A 17171-nucleotide genomic window follows, 5' to 3' on the forward strand; every position below is an offset into this window, starting at 1 on the left:
AGTTTACAATCTATATAGCGGTTCATGTTGACCCAAATTAGGGTATATTGAAGTTGTCACATTAAATTAAAATGTCGCTTATAATAAAGTTAGAAGCATCAGATTTAAGACAGACCGCAGTCTAAAAACAGATATGGAGGCAACAAAATGGATACATTAGATGAATTTTTGGAAACCATCGACAAACCAGAGCATCGTGAGAAACTAGCAACAGTGATACAAACCATACTCGATCGTTATCCTGAACTTACTTTGGAAATCAAATGGAATCAACCGATGTTATTGTACAAAAAAAATGGCACTTTTATTTTAGGATTCAGTAAAGCGAAACCCCACTTTGCTGTCGCACCAGAAAAACATACATTAGATACTTTTGCGAAAGAGATCGAAAAAACGGGTTATCAAATGACTAAAATGTTTATGAAGATCAAGTGGACAGATGAAGTCAATTATACGTTGCTATATGATATCATTGATTTTAATATTCATGATAAAAAAGACTCACGCTTCTTCTGGAGACAGTAGTTTCTTTGCCGCTTACCATAAAGGTGACTCGGCTTCTCAAAAATACTCAATGTTGAGGAGTCAGACAGCACCTTCGCCCTACCACCATGCCCTTTAATTTTGTTATGCGCGCCCTTGCCCCATCCTTTCCATTTCTCACTCAACCCCTTAAAAAACATCCATTTTCCATATATACATATGCTGCAATACGCCTTTAATAACAAATAATTGCGATTTTTCTGAAAATACCCAAAATTATGTTGACTTGAATATGAAGTTCTTCTACAATACATAACATATCGCTTAGTTGTGAAGTCGGAATTCTAGGAGGTCTGTATGATTGAGTTTAAAAATGTGAATAAAATATTTAAGCAAGGGAGACATTCGGTTCACGCCCTTAAAGACATTTCTTTCTCCATTCAAGCTGGTGATGTTTTTGGTGTCATTGGTTATAGTGGTGCGGGCAAAAGTACACTCGTTCGCCTGATCAATCAATTAGAACAACAAACTTCTGGTGACGTTTATGTCGATGGCCATCATTTAAATACATATGCTCCTGCACAGTTAAGAGCTGTCAAAAAAGATATCGGGATGATTTTCCAACAATTCAATCTATTGGATTCTAAAACTGTCTTTAAAAATGTCGCCATGCCTCTCATATTACGTAAAGTACCCATGGATGAAATTAAGTCTCGCGTCGAAGAAATGCTTCATTTTGTAGGATTATCTGGTAAAGCGAACAACTTTCCTAATGAACTGTCTGGCGGTCAAAAACAACGTGTGGCAATTGCACGCGCACTCGTGACACGTCCTAAAATTTTGCTCTGTGACGAAGCAACCAGTGCACTCGATCCAGCGACGACAGATTCGATTCTTCAATTATTAAAGAAGACGAACGAAACTTTGGGTGTCACGATTATTGTCATTACACATGAAATGAGTGTGATTCAAAGCATTTGTAACCGTGTCGCCATTATGGAAAATGGTGTCGTCATTGAGTTGGATACGGTGAAACAAGTGTTCAGTCATCCTAAAACTACAACTGCTCAACGTTTCGTATCCACTGTCATTAATACCTCACCTTCTCAACAAGTGATGGACAACCTTCAAATTGATGAACGACACCAAATCTATCGCCTATTTATCGAATCGACTCAAATTACACAAACACTCATTAACGACTTGATTCAAAAAACGGCAGTAAATGTGAATATCGTACATGCAACGATGGCTGACATTCAAGAGGAGACAGTAGGCTATTTATGGTTACTTATCAAGGGAGACGCGGCGCAACAACAACAGGTCACGTCTTATTTCGAACATCATCAAATCCAATATGAGAAAGGGGTGCCGACATGCTAGGTTCATCTATTGATAGTGCACAATTACTAGAAGCACTGTATCAAACATTATACATGGTGACCATTTCACTCATTTTTGGTGCTTTAATTGGCGTTCCACTTGGCATTGTATTAGTGGCGACCCGTCAAAATGGTATATGGCCAAACGCTTGGATTCATCACATTTTAAACCCAGTGATTAACATTTTGCGCTCTGTGCCATTCATTATTTTACTTATCGCAATCATTCCATTTACTAAATTGATTGTAGGGACATCTATTGGCACAACGGCAGCTATTGTACCATTGACTGTTTATGTAGCCCCTTATATTGCTAGACTTGTTGAAAACTCACTTTTAGAGGTAGACGAGGGCATTATAGAAGCCGCACATGCGATGGGTGCCACACCGATACAGATCATTCGTTACTTTCTATTACCTGAAGCACTCGGTTCACTTATTTTATCCCTCACTACGGCGATTATTGGGCTCATCGGCGCAACTGCAATGGCTGGTGCTGTCGGTGGTGGCGGCATTGGGGATATGGCACTTGTTTATGGTTACCAACGTTTCGATACACTTGTGATTATAATTACTGTTGTCGTTTTAGTGATTATCGTGCAATGCATTCAATCTATTGGGAATGCACTCGCTAAAAAAGTTCGACGACATTAACTGGAGGATATATTTATGAAAAAACTGATTACCTTTTTAGTATTAGCTGTATTCGTATTAAGCGCTTGCGGCAATAACAAATCAGAAAAAGTCACACTTGGCGTTGCTTCAAATGACACAAAAGCTTGGGAAAAAGTAAAAGAACTCGCTAAAAAAGAAGATATTGACTTAGAAATCAAGCAATTTTCGGATTATAACGTTCCTAACACAGCACTCAATGATGGCGATATCGATATGAACGCTTTCCAACATTTCGCATTTTTAGAAGCGTTTAAAAAAGCAAACAAGGGCACTGAAATTACACCAATTCGTACAACTGTATTGGCACCTTTAGGCATTTACTCAGAAAAAATCAAAGACATTAAAGATGTGAAAGATGGCGCCAAAGTGGTCATTCCAAACGACGTGTCTAACCAAGCACGTGCATTAAAATTACTTGAAAAAGCAGGGCTTCTCGAATTAAACAAAGATTTCGGTTTATCAAGTTCTATTAAAGATATTAAAAACAACCCTAAAAACTTAGATATTAAAGCAGTCGATGCCCAACAAACAGCAAGAGCATTGTCTGACGTTGACATTTCAGTGATTAACAATGGTGTCGCAACAAAAGCAGGCTTAGACGCGAAAAAAGATCCGATTTATTTAGAGGCTTCTGACTCTGATGCAGTTAAACCTTATATCAACATCATCGCAGTCAACTCGAAAGATAAAGACAATAAAGTGTACAAACGTATTGCTGAACTGTACCATTCTGAAGAAGCAAAAGCAGCATTAAAAGAAGATACAAAAGATGGTGAGTTAATTATCGATTTAAAACAAGACGAAATTAAAGCCATTGAAGATAGTTTGAAATAACTTATGTTAAACAAAACATACTAAGATTAGCTGTGAAGAAATTTATGACGATAGATTTCTTCACAGCTATTTTTTATAGTTGTAGAGAGAAGTAGATCGCGCAGTCCCGTGGATCTTTGAATCCGTAAAATAAACTGATCAGCTTTACTCTCCTTTTGAAATTCTATCTCAAAAGAACAAGCAGATCTCTTCTATCAATTGATGTCACTAAGATATGAAATGAAATCCACAATCATAACGACGAATATCCTCTTTTCTAGTTGGGGAGATTCATTTAGTAACAAAGTAGCGTCAGCAGCCATTATTGATAGACTCATTCATCATTTAAAAATATTTAAAATTACAGTGGATTCATAACGACTTAAAGACTATATAAGTGAAAAAGTATAAACATACATCATTCTTAAACCGCAAATAAACGACTTTTTCAAACCGCTATTGACAAAGATATAGACACAAGAAAAGAATGAAGTAAAATGATAAAAAGTAAAAAGCAATCCGAGATTTTAAAGATCTCAAAATAAAATACGGCAAACAAGTGAAAATATATGGTGACAGAAGAAACTATTCTACTACTGATCATGATGCTACCTTCATGAGAATAAAAGATGACCATATGAGAAACGGTCAGTTGTAACCCGGTTATAAACTACAGATGGCAATCATTAATCGATTAACGCTTATTTAAAGTTCTAACTTAGGGCTATTCTAAAGCACCACAAATAAGCAGCTTTCATATTCAAAGACAAAACACATTTATCAAAAGAGAAGGATAGATGTTGAACCAACTTTTGGAAATCTGAAAGCTAATTTGGGTTTCCAAAGATTATCGGTTCCCATCCAATTAAAAGGTCAGTGTGAACTTGGCATCGCACTATGGCAGTAAATATACGAAAACTGGCCAAAATAAGTGCTAGTTTTCATTCTTTCATAAGAAAAAAGCCGTTAAATTCTAAAAAAATGAATTTTAACGGCTTTTTCTTGAAGGGGCTGAAGCTCTATTCCTAACCCTTATAAATAATTTCAATTATTTTTCTTTGCTATCTTTTTTACGGTTTCTAAATAATATTAATGAACCTGCTGCTGCAAATAATGCTCCAAATAGTCCTCCATTATTATTTGAGTTACTACCTGTATCAGGTAATTCTTTTGGATTAGAATCAGCGTCCGCGTCCGCATCTGCATCTGCATCGGCATCAGCGTCGGCGTCCGCATCTGCATCAGCGTCAGCGTCGGCATCCGCATCGGCATCCGCATCGGCATCAGCGTCGGCATCCGCATCTGCATCTGCATCGGCATCAGCGTCGGCATCCGCATCAGCGTCGGCATCCGCATCGGCATCGGCGTCGGCATCCGCATCGGCATCCGCATCAGCATCAGCGTCAGCATCTGCATCCGCATCGGCATCCGCATCCGCATCGGCGTCCGCGTCGGCATCCGCATCTGCATCCGCATCGGCGTCGGCGTCAGCATCAGCGTCGGCATCCGCATCCGCATCGGCATCAGCGTCGGCATCCGCATCTGCATCAGCGTCGGCATCCGCATCGGCATCCGCATCTGCATCAGCATCAGCGTCGGCGTCCGCATCTGCATCAGCGTCAGCATCAGCGTCAGCATCTGCATCCGCATCAGCGTCAGCATCGGCATCCGCATCGGCATCAGCGTCGGCATCCGCATCTGCATCCGCATCTGCATCTGCATCGGCATCAGCGTCAGCATCAGCGTCCGCATCTGCATCCGCATCGGCATCCGCATCAGCGTCGGCATCCGCATCTGCGTCCGCGTCGGCATCAGCGTCGGCATCCGCATCTGCATCCGCATCGGCATCAGCGTCGGCATCCGCATCTGCATCTGCATCGGCATCAGCGTCGGCATCCGCATCGGCATCGGCGTCGGCATCCGCATCGGCATCGGCGTCGGCATCCGCATCGGCATCCGCATCAGCATCAGCGTCAGCATCTGCATCCGCATCGGCATCGGCATCCGCATCGGCGTCAGCGTCGGCATCCGCATCTGCATCTGCATCCGCATCGGCGTCGGCGTCAGCGTCAGCGTCGGCATCCGCATCGGCATCAGCGTCGGCATCCGCATCCGCATCCGCATCCGCATCTGCATCAGCATCAGCATCGGCGTCCGCGTCGGCATCTGCATCTGCATCAGCGTCGGCATCCGCATCGGCGTCCGCATCAGCATCAGCGTCGGCGTCCGCATCTGCATCAGCGTCAGCATCTGCATCCGCATCGGCATCCGCATCTGCATCTGCATCGGCATCCGCATCCGCATCGGCGTCGGCGTCAGCGTCAGCGTCGGCATCCGCATCGGCATCCGCATCGGCATCAGCGTCGGCATCCGCATCCGCATCTGCATCAGCGTCGGCATCCGCATCAGCATCAGCGTCAGCGTCAGCATCAGCGTCAGCATCTGCATCCGCATCGGCATCCGCATCAGCGTCGGCATCCGCATCGGCGTCCGCGTCGGCATCCGCATCCGCATCGGCATCAGCGTCGGCATCCGCATCTGCATCAGCGTCGGCATCCGCATCTGCATCCGCATCTGCATCAGCATCAGCGTCGGCGTCCGCATCTGCATCAGCGTCAGCATCAGCGTCAGCATCTGCATCCGCATCCGCATCAGCGTCCGCATCGGCATCGGCATCCGCATCTGCATCCGCATCAGCATCAGCATCTGCGTCGGCATCCGCATCTGCATCTGCATCAGCGTCGGCATCCGCATCTGCATCAGCATCTGCATCAGCATCAGCGTCGGCGTCCGCATCAGCATCAGCGTCAGCATCTGCATCCGCATCTGCATCTGCATCAGCATCAGCGTCGGCATCCGCATCGGCATCCGCATCAGCATCTGCGTCGGCATCCGCATCTGCATCAGCATCCGCATCCGCATCCGCATCGGCATCTGCGTCGGCATCCGCATCTGCATCAGCGTCAGCATCAGCGTCCGCATCGGCATCCGCATCAGCGTCGGCATCCGCATCTGCGTCCGCGTCGGCATCAGCGTCGGCATCCGCATCTGCATCCGCATCGGCATCAGCGTCGGCATCCGCATCTGCATCTGCATCGGCATCAGCGTCGGCATCCGCATCAGCGTCGGCATCCGCATCTGCATCGGCGTCGGCATCCGCATCGGCATCTGCATCAGCGTCGGCATCCGCATCGGCGTCCGCATCAGCGTCGGCGTCCGCATCTGCATCAGCGTCAGCATCTGCATCCGCATCGGCATCCGCATCTGCATCTGCATCGGCATCCGCATCCGCATCGGCGTCGGCGTCAGCGTCAGCGTCGGCATCCGCATCGGCATCCGCATCGGCATCAGCGTCGGCATCCGCATCCGCATCTGCATCAGCGTCGGCATCCGCATCTGCATCAGCGTCGGCATCCGCATCTGCATCAGCGTCGGCATCCGCATCTGCATCCGCATCTGCATCAGCATCAGCGTCGGCGTCCGCATCTGCATCAGCGTCAGCATCGGCGTCTGCATCAGCATCTGCATCTGCATCTGCATCAGCGTCGGCATCCGCATCAGCATCAGCGTCAGCATCAGCGTCAGCATCTGCATCCGCATCCGCATCGGCATCCGCATCAGCGTCTGCATCCGCATCGGCGTCCGCGTCGGCATCAGCGTCTGCATCAGCATCTGCATCCGCATCGGCGTCGGCGTCAGCGTCGGCATCCGCATCTGCATCTGCATCCGCATCAGCGTCTGCATCAGCATCAGCGTCCGCGTCCGCGTCGGCATCCGCATCGTCTTCTTCCACAATCACTTTTACTGAAACTACTTCACTTGATCCATCTGGATATGTTACTTTTACTGGAATATCTACTGATGTCCCTGGATTTGCATCCGCCGGTGGCGTTACTGTTACTACACCTGTATTTGGATCTACTTCTGCTGTCCATCCTTCTGGAATATCTCCACTTGGTGGAATCTCAAACTTCGTGTTCGGTGGTAAATCTTTATCTCCTGTCTGTGGAATTTCTACAGGTACATTCGGTTTTGTGTGCCCTTCTTCGTAACCTGGATTATGGTTCCCACTGTCTGGTGTATCTACCGTTACCTTCACTGGTGTTTCTTCACTTGATCCATCTGGATATGTTACTTTTACTGGAATATCTACTGATGTCCCTGGGTTTGCATCCGCCGGTGGCGTTACTGTTACTACACCTGTATTTGGATCTACTTCTGCTGTCCATCCTTCTGGAATATCTCCACTTGGTGGAATCTCAAACTTCGTGTTCGGTGGTAAATCTTTATCTCCTGTCTGTGGAATTTCTACAGGTACATTCGGTTTTGTGTGCCCTTCTTCGTAACCTGGATTATGGTTCCCACTGTCTGGTGTATCTACCGTTACCTTCACTGGTGTTTCTTCACTTGATCCATCTGGATATGTTACTTTTACTGGAATATCTACTGATGTCCCTGGATTTGCATCCGCCGGTGGCGTTACTGTTACTACACCTGTATTTGGATCTACTTCTGCTGTCCATCCTTCTGGAATATCTCCACTTGGTGGAATCTCAAACTTCGTGTTCGGTGGTAAATCTTTATCTCCTGTCTGTGGAATTTCTACAGGTACATTCGGTTTTGTGTGCCCTTCTTCATAACCTGGATTATGGTTCCCACTGTCTGGTGTATCTACCGTTACCTTCACTGGTGTTTCTTCACTTGATCCATCTGGATATGTTACTTTTACTGGAATATCTACTGATGTCCCTGGGTTTGCATCCGCCGGTGGCGTTACTGTTACTACACCTGTATTTGGATCTACTTCTGCTGTCCATCCTTCTGGAATATCTCCACTTGGTGGAATCTCAAACTTCGTGTTCGGTGGTAAATCTTTATCTCCTGTCTGTGGAATTTCTACAGGTACATTCGGTTTTGTGTGCCCTTCTTCGTAACCTGGATTATGGTTCCCACTGTCTGGTGTATCTACCGTTACCTTCACTGGTGTTTCTTCACTTGATCCATCTGGATATGTTACTTTTACTGGAATATCTACTGATGTCCCTGGGTTTGCATCCGCCGGTGGCGTTACTGTTACTACACCTGTATTTGGATCTACTTCTGCTGTCCATCCTTCTGGAATATCTCCACTTGGTGGAATCTCAAACTTCGTGTTCGGTGGTAAATCTTTATCTCCTGTCTGTGGAATTTCTACAGGTACATTCGGTTTTGTGTGCCCTTCTTCGTAACCTGGATTATGGTTCCCACTGTCTGGTGTATCTACCGTTACCTTCACTGGTGTTTCTTCACTTGATCCATCTGGATATGTTACTTTTACTGGAATATCTACTGATGTCCCTGGATTTGCATCCGCCGGTGGCGTTACTGTTACTACACCTGTATTTGGATCTACTTCTGCTGTCCATCCTTCTGGAATATCTCCACTTGGTGGAATCTCAAACTTCGTGTTCGGTGGTAAATCTTTATCTCCTGTCTGTGGAATTTCTACAGGTACATTCGGTTTTGTGTGCCCTTCTTCGTAACCTGGATTATGGTTCCCACTGTCTGGTGTATCTACCGTTACCTTCACTGGTGTTTCTTCACTTGATCCATCTGGATATGTTACTTTTACTGGAATATCTACTGATGTCCCTGGATTTGCATCCGCCGGTGGCGTTACTGTTACTACACCTGTATTTGGATCTACTTCTGCTGTCCATCCTTCTGGAATATCTCCACTTGGTGGAATCTCAAACTTCGTGTTCGGTGGTAAATTTTTATCTCCTGTCTGTGGAATTTCTACAGGTACATTCGGTTTTGTGTGCCCTTCTTCATAACCTGGATTATGGTTCCCACTGTCTGGTGTATCTACCGTTACCTTCACTGGTGTTTCTTCACTTGATCCATCTGGATATGTTACTTTTACTGGAATATCTACTGATGTCCCTGGATTTGCATCCGCCGGTGGCGTTACTGTTACTACACCTGTATTTGGATCTACTTCTGCTGTCCATCCTTCTGGAATATCTCCACTTGGTGGAATCTCAAACTTCGTGTTCGGTGGTAAATCTTTATCTCCTGTCTGTGGAATTTCTACAGGTACATTCGGTTTTGTGTGCCCTTCTTCATAACCTGGATTATGGTTCCCACTGTCTGGTGTATCTACCGTTACCTTCACTGGTGTTTCTTCACTTGATCCATCTGGATATGTTACTTTTACTGGAATATCTACTGATGTCCCTGGGTTTGCATCCGCCGGTGGCGTTACTGTTACTACACCTGTATTTGGATCTACTTCTGCTGTCCATCCTTCTGGAATATCTCCACTTGGTGGAATCTCAAACTTCGTGTTCGGTGGTAAATCTTTATCTCCTGTCTGTGGAATTTCTACAGGTACATTCGGTTTTGTGTGCCCTTCTTCGTAACCTGGGTTATGCTCTTCTGCTTGTGGATTATCAGCAGGTACATCTATTTCTATGCCTGAAAGTTTAGTTCTCATAATACCATAACTATAACGGTTAGACATTTGACTCGAAGTGATTAAAAAGTTATACTTCTCATTTTTGTTTAATCCTAATTGATCAACAGTAGCGGTCCATGTTTTACCTGCATATGTGGCTGTTAAAGTACTTGTTGCTGCACTATAACTCAAAACAACATCATTTAACCTTTGTCCATGAAACTTCCCATCATTGAAATTTGTTGCATTATCCGCATATTCAATTTTATTTACAGGGTTATCTTTTGACCCTATCGCGTTCTGACCTACTTGTTCTGTTGAGCCATTTTTATTATTTCTAACAAAAGTACCATATCCAATTTTTCTACCACCAATTTCTTTAAGGTTATTGATTTTGTCTGCATCTAATGGATCAGTTTTCCCTGAAACATTATTATAAGAAGTATCAATTTTAAAACCAGCTGAATTAGGTATCCCAGAATCTCTTAAAATACCACCTTGGCTTAAAAAATCTTGACCATTTCCTTTAGTAAAAATAAATCCCCATCCATCTGCATCTGTAGTGTTAGGTTGGTTGTTATTTGCAACAGGTATTTTAATTTTAAAGTCTTTATCAAAACCTATTTGCGTATCAAACTGTAAAGCTCCTTTAGTTCCAGTATTTGTATTGGTATGTTGATTAATTGCAGTTAATACACCATCATTAGGAAACTCTTGTGGAAAAGTCTGATAAGTAACATCTCCATAACTATTAAAATGACCTGTTCCTACCATTCTTCTCATTTGTATAGTTGTATTATCTACTGCTCTAAAAGCAGATTTAAAAAATGAACTTCTGTTATTTAAATTATTATTAGTTACTAAAGCTTTGGGTTCGTTGTTATCAATTTTATCAGAAAATGCTTTTAACTTAGCATATTCTATAGCTGCATTAGCTTTTTCTTCTGACAGTTCGCTAAAATTACTCGGTAAATTTTTACGAACTTCTGAATCAATTAATTTTTTAGATTGTTTGTCTAAAATTTGTGGTTCATTTTCTCTAATTTCAAAGTCAGCTACTTTTTTAGACTGTTCATTCGTTGTATTAATCTTCTCTTTTGTGGATGACTTTTCTGATTGAACAACATCTTCACTTTCTTTCGCTGCCTCGTTACTAATTTCTTTACTCGCATTTAATTCTTTAACATTTTCTTTTTCCTGAGAAGAGATTTCTGTCTCACTACTCTTGCTGTCGTTCTTACTAGTTGTTGTTAACTCTTTATTTTGCTTTTCAGATTTTACAGATTTATCAGATGATCTCTCTTCTTGCAAGTTGTCTGAGCCTTCTTCTCTAGTGGGCGCTTCTACTTGGTTTGGTGTCTCTTTTTCACTTGTAAGACTATCTTCTGCCTCATTCGTTTGCTCTTCGGAATTCATTGGTGTTTCTTTTGTATAATTTTCCACTGAGCTATTGTTTTCCACCGTGCTACCTTTCAACATACTTCCTTCATCTGTTGAATCAACAGATGAAGTTGTATTTATTTCACTAGTTTCGGACACTTTACTATCCTGAGAATCGGTAACATTAACTGTTACATTTTGTTCTCCCTCTTTTAGTTCCCCATTTTTCTCTGCTGCTTCAGCGTCATTTTGAACACCCAAATACATTAACGACCCAATCAAAATTGAAGCAGTACCTACTGTAAATTTTCTGATTGAGTACTTGTTAAGTTTGTTAGGTAAAAAATCAAGGCGTTTTGATTTTCTATTCTTTTTCATTCAGCATATATCCTTCCAAAAGTATTATTAGATTTCTAAAACAATTTTATAAAAGGCACCTTTATAGAAAATTAAAATTGTAAAAATGAACATTTTATACAACTAATACTAGCACTAATAAGGGTATTGAGCAATATATATTTTTCATTCACAAGATTTTTCAATTCATAATATCAACACAAACAACTTTGTTAGCAATAAATATATTTCAAAAACTCTGTAGTTTTGTAAGTTTTTTAAAATTAACTACTTTGTATTATTAATCTAAAAGACAAGACTATAAATTAACCTCGCACACCATTATTTCATAACAAAATCATTTCAATATTAAATGTTAAGTAGGGATTTATTTTAGTCAGTTAGATGTCATAAATAAATTTCATTGTATTTGTGTAACTAAAACAATGAAAAATCTCTAAAAATAATATCTTAAAAATCAATATTTATCTTTATAAAATTATATGGTATCATTTAACAAACTTGTTATATCATACCTTATTTAGATGATTTTTAAATTGTGTTTAACAAATTGATGCTCTAGTTATATCAAAAATCATTTTCTTTAAAATCGTCTAATTAAAGTAAATGTCAAATAAAAACATACTATTAATGATTTATTTCTATCTTGTTCGAAAAATTCTGTTAACCATTATTTCTTAATCGTTGTAACTTTATAGGTACCATATAAGAGGAGGAACTATTTTGGAGAAAAATATTGCAGCTTTAATTCAAAAAATTGACAAAAATCATCCACAAAGCAGTAAAATAATCATAAGCTTAGGCAACCCAAATATTAAAGCATATGTAAAACCAATCAAAAATACAAATAATCTGAAATCTCAGATCATGAAACAAATTGAGAAGTATAAAAGAAATAGCGCTAAGTACCCGGAATGGATTAAAATTGACGTGGTAACAAACGAGCAAAAAGTTAATTTTAATGATGTTGAACAGAAACTAATTGAAACTCGAAGAAATTATGTAGATTTTGGCATAGTTTTAGATGAAAGTTGGCAAGTCGTATTTTTACCTGAAGAAATAAATGCTAACGCTTTTGTTCGTCCTTCGAAGCAGTATAAAAATTCAAAAGAAATCGCCGAAAACAACATTACACATTATTTAAAGAAATATAAGCATTTAAATAAAACTTTCAAAATCGAAGCGTATCAAAACAAAATAGTTACCACTTTTCAAACAACAGGTTATTTTATCGAGAATAAAGAAATTATTGAGCTACATGCAGAAGGATATATGAAAGGGATTCGTAAGATAAGAAATTTAACTAAAGAAATCGATAAACTTATCGAAACAAGTACTCAATATTTACAAAATGAAATTCAACCCAATGGGAAATTTACTTATGGTTATTTCCCTCATTTTGATAGAGAGATTAACTACTACAATGTATTGAGACATTCATCAACAACATATGCACTGACAGAAAGTTTAGCATATTTAAATCAAGATATAAATGTCATTAAAAAAGCTTTAAATTACATTATCGAAAATCATTTTTATGAAAAAGGAGATGAGGCGTTTATTTTTGATGATACGAATTCAGTGAATGAAATTAAATTAGGTCAGAATGCTTCTTTTATTTTTGCTGTATGTGAATATTTGAGAGTTAATCCGAATGATGATATCTATTTAAAATATGCACAAAAAGTTGCTCGAGGAATTTTATCCATGATTAATATGAACAATATGGAAACGATTCATGTCCTAAATTATCCCGATTTATCTATCAAAGAGCGTTTTAGAATTGTGTATTATGATGGGGAAGCTTCACTAGCATTACTAAGATTATATCAATTAGATCAAAATTCAAATTGGTTAAATACTGTTGAAATGCTTTTCGAAAAATTTATAAGTAAAAATTATTGGAAATACCACGATCATTGGCTCGGTTATTGTACAAATGAGCTTGTTAAAATCGTACCAAAAGAAGAATATTTTAAGTTTGGAATTAAAAATGTTGTAGGTCATTTAGACTATATTTATCAGAGGGAAACGACATTTCCAACATTTTTAGAATTACTTATGGCGACTTATCACTTAATAGAGGCTGCCAAAGCAAATGGTTTTGAAAAGTTAGTAGAAGATATGATTGATGAAGAAAAATTCATAAAAACAATCCACAAAAGAGCAGATTATCAAAGGACAGGCTATTTTTATCCTGAAGTTGCGATGTATTTTAAAAACCCGCGCCGTACATTGGGGAGTTTCTTCATTAAACATCATGGTTATCGCGTAAGAATTGATGACGTTGAACATTATTTATCAGGTTATGTGCAATATCAAAAAGTTTTCAAGTGGATGATGTAGGTTTTAATTTACCATTACTTGTTTGAATAATAAAGACAAATTGGATTAGTAAACCTATACCGTTACATAAACATTTTGATAAAAGAAATAAAGCACATTAATAAAACAATGCATAGAAAGATAGCTCTAGGCTTATTCATATTAGATGAGTTTGGTTCATTCTTATGAATCTGATTATCATTTAATAATTCTTCTTCAATTTGTTTATTAAGTTCTTCTAATTCTTTGTTCTTCATAAGTTGCCTCCTATTTAAATAGAATTTTAAGGCGTTTAACGTTTCAACACAAATATTTTTAGTTAAAGAGGTTATTTTCAATGTATACAGTTAAAGATATTGCTCATATTTTAAAAGAGTTAGTTATTAAAACAGAAAATTTAAACGATGCCGTCATAAGTGATTTTGAATTTCAGTATCGCCTTATTAACCACGTAAATACTGCTTTTATCAGTATCTCTAAAGCAACATGGACTCATTGGTTAGGAAAGCCACCTAAGATTTCATCAGGCAATGATCAACTTAAACAAAATTACCTTAGGCCAAGTTTGATTATTACTGATGATTTTATTGCTGATTTAGAACCGTCAATCCCACAAATACTTGTAGAAGATGCAATTGAAGCTATGCAAGTACTAGGAATATATTTTCGATCTCAATTTCATAATACTGTCATCGCAGTAACAGGATCAATGGGGAAAAGTTCTACTAGAATGATGATAGGCGAGTCGCTTAGAGAATATCAGGTTTTACAAAATCGAGGAAATGCCAATACACGTGTTCCCACATTACTCAATCTTTGTAAATTAATTAAAAATCCTGACTTTGCTGTTTTTGAAATGTCTATCAATGCAATTAATAACAAAGGTAATTTATCACTCATTGTTAATCCTCATTATACAATAGTGACAGGAATTGGAGAAGCACATTTATCTACAATTCGTAGCACTGAAGATATTGCTCAATTTAAGTCACGAATATTTGCCGGTCAAAGTAAAAATGGTATTGCAATTGTTAATGCTGACACTAAACATACAGACTTATTGGAAAAGGAAGCAAAAAAATATGTGAATCGTGTAATTACTTATAGTCGCTATAATCGTAATAAAGTAAAAATTACTGTCAATAAAGGTTCTACTACAATTCGTATTTACATGAATCAAGAAAATATTCAATTTACAATCCCTACAATAAGTGATGGTATGGTATCCAATGCCCTTGCGACAGTTCATTTATTACAATTACTTAATGTTGATTTAAAATCTTGTTTGAATCACTTGTCACAATTTAAACCTTTTCAAAAAGTATTGGAAATAAAGAAAGTGATTACACCAACATTAACAACAACTTTATTAGATGATACTCACAATGCCTCTTTACCAGCAATGGTTAATGCGATTGAGGCTTTTAACAAGCAATCTCAATTTTATACTGGAAACAAAATTATCGTATTAGGAAAAATCAGTGATTTAGGTAGTGAATCGGAGAAATTACATTTACAATTAGTTGGAAAGTTAGAACAGTCCAATGCTGATTATATACTATGTATGGATCCTGAGATGAGGAAAGTTGTTAACAGAGTAAAATATAAAAGCATTACTTGGTATAATGATTCGGAATTGTTATTACATGACTTATTATATTTAGTGAATGAAGACGGTTTAACACTATTAAAATCATCGGTAACAGGTACTGAATTACCTAAAATTGCTACAAGATTATTTGAACATCTGCAAAATGAATATATTGAATTAAAAGAAAAACAATATATTCATCACTTTCCCATAGAAAAGACATATGCTTATTTAAATCAAAACGGTAAAGTTGAAAATAATGCATATGTAAATACCCCAATATCTATAGAAGGTATCACACCGCTTATTTATTATATTTATAGTCAAAAAAAGAGGATGGTAAATAGAAAAATATTTTTGAAAAAGTGGCCAACAAATAATGAAATTTATTTTACAGGCAAAGAAATAGAACTAACTGATTTGATAATGGCTATGATTAAAAAGCCACACCCTAGTTTAATTTATCAATTGGCTTATGAGCTATTTTCAAACGAAATGGAACGTCGGAAGTACGTTTCAACTTTTATTGAAGAGCATCGATTATCACCGTCATCTTCAGTTAATGTTACGGGACGATTTAGATTAAAAGAACGTCAATCATTTACAGTCGCTGATTTAGTAAAGATATATAAAACGTATAGTTCAATTCTTTTTAAAGATACAAATGACGTTATTTTTGGCGATAAATATTATCATGGCATGATAAAAGGTGTTCGTGACAATATTCTTGTCTTTGCTATGTATGAATCTTTGGAAACACTCATATCAGAATTGTTATAGAATATTATGATTATTATGTTTATATGTAGAAGAAAGTGACTTTAAGCAACTTTTTGAACCAACAGTTTAAAGTATCGCAACCTGGCAGTGTTTGGGTGCCTGACATTACGTATGTCTACGCGAAAGAATGATGGCTCTATTCAGCCATAGTCATGGACTTATTTTCCCGTAGAATCATTGGTTGGGCGATGGCACCTCGTATGACTAAGGCACTTGTGATATCAGCTTTAAACAAAGCGTATATAATTCAAGAACCTAGAGAGGAATAATCAAACATACTACGATTAGCTGTGAAGAAATCTATCGTCATAAATTTCTTCACAGCTATTTTTTATAATTGTAGAAAGAAATAGCTCGAGCATACCCATGAATCTTTGAATCCGTAATATAAACTGATTAGCTTTACTCTACTTTTGAAATTCGATTGAAGTATGTTTGATTCTAGAAACCGTGTATAGGAAAATAAATGAAAAAGGCCAAGTAAAGTTAAAATCTTCTCAATTCAATAGAGAAAAGTATGATTTTTATCAATTGTTTAGGTATTGATATAAGTAAGTCAGAAAGTGTGATCGCACATTATAAGGATGAAGTTTTGGTTAAAGAAATGGTCATTCAAAATAATCAAAATGGCTATCATTATCTTAAAAACTATATAAACCCTCTTCATTTCCTATTTGTACTCTTTGAATCAACATATATTTATTCAAGAGGCATAAAACACTTTTGTGACATTCACAAAATAGATGACTTAGAAACCGGAGATGGGACAAAAAACTTGATTGTTTGACTTGATATCTTTTTTACCAATCCCCCTCATTAACAGCCTTTTAAATTATCATAGTTGCCATCATGGACTCAGATTTCCCAGGAGTTGACCCTCCATCTAATTCGGCTTAATTGAAGTGTAAACACTAGATTGCTATCGATTTGGATTGACTGGGTCAAC

The 17171-nt window shown here is 38.9% G+C and carries 11 protein-coding genes and 1 pseudogene; 10 read left to right on the forward strand and 2 right to left on the reverse strand.

Translation table 11 applies throughout. The features are described 5' to 3' along the window. Positions 1-147 precede the first annotated feature (147 nt). From P3U61_RS11940 to P3U61_RS12350, 6 genes are all read left to right on the forward strand, one after another. On the forward strand, positions 148-525 hold the full coding sequence (locus P3U61_RS11940) for an iron chaperone (RefSeq protein ID WP_014614913.1): 378 nt from the start codon (positions 148-150) through the stop codon (positions 523-525). A 315-nt stretch (positions 526-840) separates the two neighbouring features. Next, positions 841-1866, forward strand: a complete 1026-nt coding sequence (locus tag P3U61_RS11945; RefSeq protein WP_129945659.1) for a methionine ABC transporter ATP-binding protein — start codon at positions 841-843, stop codon at positions 1864-1866. Continuing rightward, positions 1860-2519 carry a methionine ABC transporter permease gene (locus P3U61_RS11950; protein ID WP_014614915.1) on the forward strand — a complete coding sequence of 220 codons (660 nt, stop codon included), beginning with the start codon at positions 1860-1862 and terminating at the stop codon, positions 2517-2519. The genes P3U61_RS11945 and P3U61_RS11950 overlap by 7 nt, the downstream gene beginning before the upstream one ends. A 15-nt stretch (positions 2520-2534) precedes the next feature. Further along, complete coding sequence (gene gmpC / locus P3U61_RS11955; RefSeq protein WP_110144883.1) at positions 2535-3374, forward strand: dipeptide ABC transporter glycylmethionine-binding lipoprotein; 840 nt, start codon at positions 2535-2537, stop codon at positions 3372-3374. 219 nt (positions 3375-3593) lie between these two features. Beyond that, on the forward strand, positions 3594-3731 hold the full coding sequence (locus tag P3U61_RS11960; RefSeq protein WP_233506564.1) for an ATP-binding protein: 138 nt from the start codon (positions 3594-3596) through the stop codon (positions 3729-3731). Between the two features lie 415 nt (positions 3732-4146). Further along, a complete protein-coding gene (locus P3U61_RS12350) occupies positions 4147-4260 on the forward strand; it encodes a hypothetical protein (RefSeq protein ID WP_410254256.1) in 114 nt (37 codons plus the stop codon). 141 nt (positions 4261-4401) lie between these two features. Here the strand turns inward: P3U61_RS12350 and P3U61_RS11970 are convergent, their stop codons facing one another. Continuing rightward, positions 4402-11550, reverse strand: a complete 7149-nt coding sequence (locus tag P3U61_RS11970; protein ID WP_323695703.1) for a YPDG domain-containing protein — start codon at positions 11548-11550, stop codon at positions 4402-4404. A gap of 702 nt (positions 11551-12252) precedes the next feature. Here P3U61_RS11970 and P3U61_RS11975 point away from each other — a divergent pair. Beyond that, entirely contained in the window at positions 12253-13875 is a 1623-nt protein-coding gene (locus P3U61_RS11975; protein ID WP_179294164.1) for a poly(glycerol-phosphate) alpha-glucosyltransferase, read from the forward strand. A gap of 62 nt (positions 13876-13937) precedes the next feature. Here P3U61_RS11975 and P3U61_RS11980 read toward each other — a convergent pair whose 3' ends face one another. Next, positions 13938-14111 carry a hypothetical protein gene (locus P3U61_RS11980; RefSeq protein WP_153934461.1) on the reverse strand — a complete coding sequence of 58 codons (174 nt, stop codon included), beginning with the start codon at positions 14109-14111 and terminating at the stop codon, positions 13938-13940. Between the two features lie 80 nt (positions 14112-14191). Here P3U61_RS11980 and P3U61_RS11985 point away from each other — a divergent pair, with 80 nt between their 5' ends. The 3 genes and pseudogenes from P3U61_RS11985 to P3U61_RS11995 all read left to right on the forward strand — a co-directional run bounded on the left by P3U61_RS11985 (position 14192) and on the right by P3U61_RS11995 (position 17012). Next, positions 14192-16225: a Mur ligase family protein gene (locus P3U61_RS11985; RefSeq protein ID WP_096548403.1), complete on the forward strand. Its 2034-nt coding sequence runs from the start codon at positions 14192-14194 to the stop codon at positions 16223-16225. A gap of 47 nt (positions 16226-16272) precedes the next feature. Continuing rightward, a pseudogene (locus P3U61_RS12380) lies at positions 16273-16488 on the forward strand (DDE-type integrase/transposase/recombinase); the annotation flags it as partial. Positions 16489-16742: 254 nt separating this feature from the next. After that, positions 16743-17012, forward strand: coding sequence for a hypothetical protein (locus P3U61_RS11995; protein ID WP_233506565.1), 270 nt, complete (start codon positions 16743-16745; stop codon positions 17010-17012). Positions 17013-17171: the final 159 nt, after the last annotated feature.

The organism is Staphylococcus pseudintermedius (assembly GCF_034042775.1).
Taxonomy (GTDB): domain Bacteria; phylum Bacillota; class Bacilli; order Staphylococcales; family Staphylococcaceae; genus Staphylococcus; species Staphylococcus pseudintermedius.